Source organism: uncultured Nocardioides sp. (assembly GCF_902805925.1).
Lineage (GTDB): Bacteria > Actinomycetota > Actinomycetes > Propionibacteriales > Nocardioidaceae > Nocardioides.
Map to the genome: position 1 here is coordinate 1 of NZ_CADCUP010000227.1, position 3,499 is coordinate 3,499.

At 74.5% G+C, this 3,499-nt stretch carries 4 protein-coding genes; all 4 read left to right on the plus strand.

Annotation, left to right across the window (positions count from 1 at the left end):
- On the plus strand, window positions 1-853 hold an 853-nt coding region (locus QZX64_RS16390), incomplete at its 5' end, for a sensor histidine kinase (RefSeq protein ID WP_295661992.1).
- Window positions 850-1,590 carry a LytTR family DNA-binding domain-containing protein gene (locus tag QZX64_RS16395; protein ID WP_295661994.1) on the plus strand — a complete coding sequence of 247 codons (741 nt, stop codon included), beginning with the start codon at window positions 850-852 and terminating at the stop codon, window positions 1,588-1,590. The genes QZX64_RS16390 and QZX64_RS16395, both read left to right, overlap by 4 nt.
- A complete protein-coding gene (locus QZX64_RS16400) occupies window positions 1,587-1,964 on the plus strand; it encodes a hypothetical protein (RefSeq protein WP_295661996.1) in 378 nt (125 codons plus the stop codon). The genes QZX64_RS16395 and QZX64_RS16400 overlap by 4 nt, the downstream gene beginning before the upstream one ends.
- On the plus strand, window positions 1,961-3,484 hold the full coding sequence (locus tag QZX64_RS16405) for a cation acetate symporter (protein WP_295661998.1): 1,524 nt from the start codon (window positions 1,961-1,963) through the stop codon (window positions 3,482-3,484). Before QZX64_RS16400 ends, QZX64_RS16405 begins: the two co-directional genes overlap by 4 nt.
- The last annotated feature ends 15 nt before the right edge of the window (window positions 3,485-3,499 follow it).

A 3,499-nucleotide genomic window follows, 5' to 3' on the forward strand; every position in this document is an offset into this window, starting at 1 on the left:
GGCGCTGGACCAGGACACCGCCCGGGTGGCCGACCTCGGCTGTGCGCTGCCGGGGTGCCTGGTGCGGCACGCGGTGGCGACCCAGCTCACCGTCGAGGACCGGGTGGTGGGCACCCTGATCGCGCTGGCGCCGTACCCCACCGGCAGCCTGCTGCGCGCCACCCACGAGGTGGCGGTGTGGGTCTCGGGGCAGCTGGAGCTCGCCGAGCTCGACGCCTCCCGCACCCGGCTGATGGAGGCGGAGGTGCGGGCGCTGCGCGCCCAGATCAGCCCGCACTTCATCTACAACTCCCTCGGCGCCATCGCCAGCTTCGTGCGCACCGACCCCGACCGGGCGCGCGAGCTGCTGCTGGAGTTCGCCGACTTCACGCGCTACTCCTTCCGCTCGCACGGCGACTACACGACGCTCGCCGAGGAGCTCCGGTCGATCGAGCGCTACCTGATGCTCGAGCAGGCCCGCTTCGGCGAGCGGCTGCAGGTGACGCTGCGCGTCGCCCCCGAGGTGCTGCCGGTGGCCGTGCCGTTCCTGTGCGTGCAGCCGCTGGTCGAGAACGCCGTCCGCCACGGCCTCGAGGGGTCGCACGAGGTCGGCCGCCTGAACATCGTGGCCCGCGACATCGGCCAGGAGTGCCTCATCGAGGTGGAGGACAACGGGGTCGGCGAGGAGCCCGACAAGGTACGCCGCGCGCTGGCCGGCGACGCCGCGCTCGACTCGGTCGGCCTCGGCAACGTCGACGCGAGGCTGCGCAACGCCTTCGGCGACGACTACGGCCTGGTGGTCGAGACCGCCCCCGGCGCCGGCACGAAGGTGATCGTGCGGGTGCCCAAGTTCGCCCCGGGGGTGCACGCGTGAGCCGCACCGCGACCCCGCTGCGCGTGCTGGTCATCGACGACGAGAGGCCCGCGCTCGACGAGCTGTCGTTCCTGCTCCGGCGCGACGCCCGCATCGGCGGCGTGCTGACCTGCGACTCCGCCACCGAGGCGCTGCGCGTGCTGCGCGAGACCCAGGTCGACGCCGTCTTCCTCGACATCTCCATGCCAGGGCTCAACGGCCTCGACCTCGCCCAGGTGCTCTCCCGCTTCCGTGAACCGCTGCCCGTCGTCTTCGTCACCGCCCACGACGGGCACGCGGTCGACGCCTTCGAGCTCGGCGCCGTCGACTACGTCCTCAAGCCGGTGCGCGAGGAGCGGCTCGCGGAGGCCGTGCGCCGCGTCGTCGGCGGTGGACGGGCGCCGAGGAGCACCGACGAGACCTCCATCCCGGTCGAGCGCGGCGGGGTGACCCGGTTCCTCGAGCGCGCCGACATCACCCACGTCGAGGCGCAGGGCGACTACGCACGCCTGCACACCGCCGAGGGCTCGCACCTGGTCCGCACCCCGTTGACCACCCTGGAGCGCGAGTGGGGTCCGGCGGGCTTCGTGCGCATCCACCGCTCGCTGCTCGTCGCTCTCGCGCACGTGCGCGAGCTGCGCATGGAGCAGGGCCGCGCCAGCGTCGTGGTCGGCGAGGGGGCCGGCGCGCGCGAGCTCGTCGTCAGCCGCCGGCACACCCGTGAGCTCCGCGAGCTCCTCACCCGGCGTACGCCGTGAGCGACACGCCGCCAGAGCGGGTCCGCGTCACCGGACCACCGCGACGCCCGACGACGCCGCGGCGCGCCGGCACCGGCGAGATCGACGCCGGCACGCCGGTGGGCGCGATCTACATGGGGTCGCTGCTGCGCGAGCAGGGCTGGCTGGCGGTGCGGATCCTGGTGCTGCTCACCGCCACGGTGGGCATCCTCCCGCTGGCCTTCCACGTCTTCCCCGACCTGGCCGCCGTGCGCCTGGGGGGCGTCCCGCTGTCGTGGCTGCTCATCGGCTTCCTCGTCTACCCGTGGCTCGTGGTGCTCGGGTGGCGCTACGTGCGCGCCGCGGAGGCCAACGAGCGCGACTTCGCCGCCCTGGTGGAGGAGGTCGAGAGGTGAACGCGCTGCCGGGCATCATCGCGGTCACCGTCGTCACGATCGCGACCCTGGCGATCGGCACGTGGGGCCTGCGGTTCTCCCGCACGACCAGCGACTTCCTGGTCGCCTCGCGCACCGTGCGGCCCGGGCTCAACGCCTCGGCGATCGGCGGTGAGTACCTCTCCGCGGCGTCCTTCCTCGGCGTCGCCGGCCTCGTGCTGGTCTTCGGCGCCGACATGCTGTGGTACCCCGTCGGCTGGACCGCCGGCTACCTGGTGCTGCTCGTGCTCGTCGCCGCACCGCTGCGCCGCTCGGGCGCCTACACGCTGCCCGACTTCGCCGAGGCGCGGCTCGGCTCGACGGCCGTGCGGGCGACCTGCTCCCTGCTCGTGGTGGCGATCGGGTGGCTCTACCTGATGCCGCAGTTCCAGGGCGCGGGCCTCACCCTGAGCGCCGCGACCGGCGCCCCGACCTGGCTCGGCCCGGTGATCGTCGGGCTCGTCGTCGTCGCGAACGTGACCTCGGGCGGCATGCGCAGCATCACCTTCGTGCAGGCCTTCCAGTACTGGCTCAAGCTCACCGCGCTCCTCGTCCCGGCGTTCGTGCTGCTGACGATCTGGCTCGGCGACGGCGCACCGCGGCCGCGGCACGACGGAGCGCCGGGCGGGCCGGACGTCTGGTCGCTGCCGCTCGGCGACGGCGGCGCCGAGGGTCTCTACGTCACCTACTCGCTGATCATCGCCACCTTCCTGGGCACCATGGGGCTGCCGCACGTGGTCGTGCGCTTCTACACCAACCCCGACGGCCGGGCCGCCCGCCGCACCACGCTCGCGGTGCTGGTGCTGCTCGGCGTCTTCTACCTGCTCCCGCCCGTGTACGGCGCCCTGGGCCGCGTCTACGCCCCCGACATCGCCGCCTCCGGCCGCTCCGACGCGCTGGTGCTGGAGCTGCCGCGGCTGATGGTGCCCGGCCTCGGGGGCGACCTCCTCACCGGGCTGGTCACCGGTGGCGCCTTCGCGGCGTTCCTCTCCACCTCCTCCGGGCTGGCCATCGCGGTGGCCGGCGTGCTCGGCCAGGACGTCACCGGCCGGCGCTTCGGCGACCGCCGGCTCGACGGCGTGACCGCCTTCCGGCTGGGCGCGGTGATCGCGGTGGCGGTGCCGTGCGCGCTCGCCCTCGCCGCTCCTGGCGTGGGGGTGGCCCGCGCCGTCGGGCTCGCCTTCGCGGTGTCGGCCTCCACGTTCTGCCCGCTGCTCGTGCTCGGCATCTGGTGGCGCGGGCTGACCCCGCGCGGGGCGATCGCCGGCCTGGTGGTCGGGGGCCTGGCCTCCGGCCTCGGGGTGCTGTGGACGCTCGGCAGCACCGGGACGACCGGCTGGGTCGCCGTACTCCTCGGGCAGCCGGCCGCCTGGAGCGTCCCCGCCGCCGTCACCACGATGGTGGCGGTCAGCCTGGCCACTCGCGACACCGCCCCCGCCCACGCCGGCCGGTTCATGGTGCGCCTGCACACGCCGGAGGCCGTGCCGCTGGACCGGGGGTGAGGGTGGGGGTTGGGA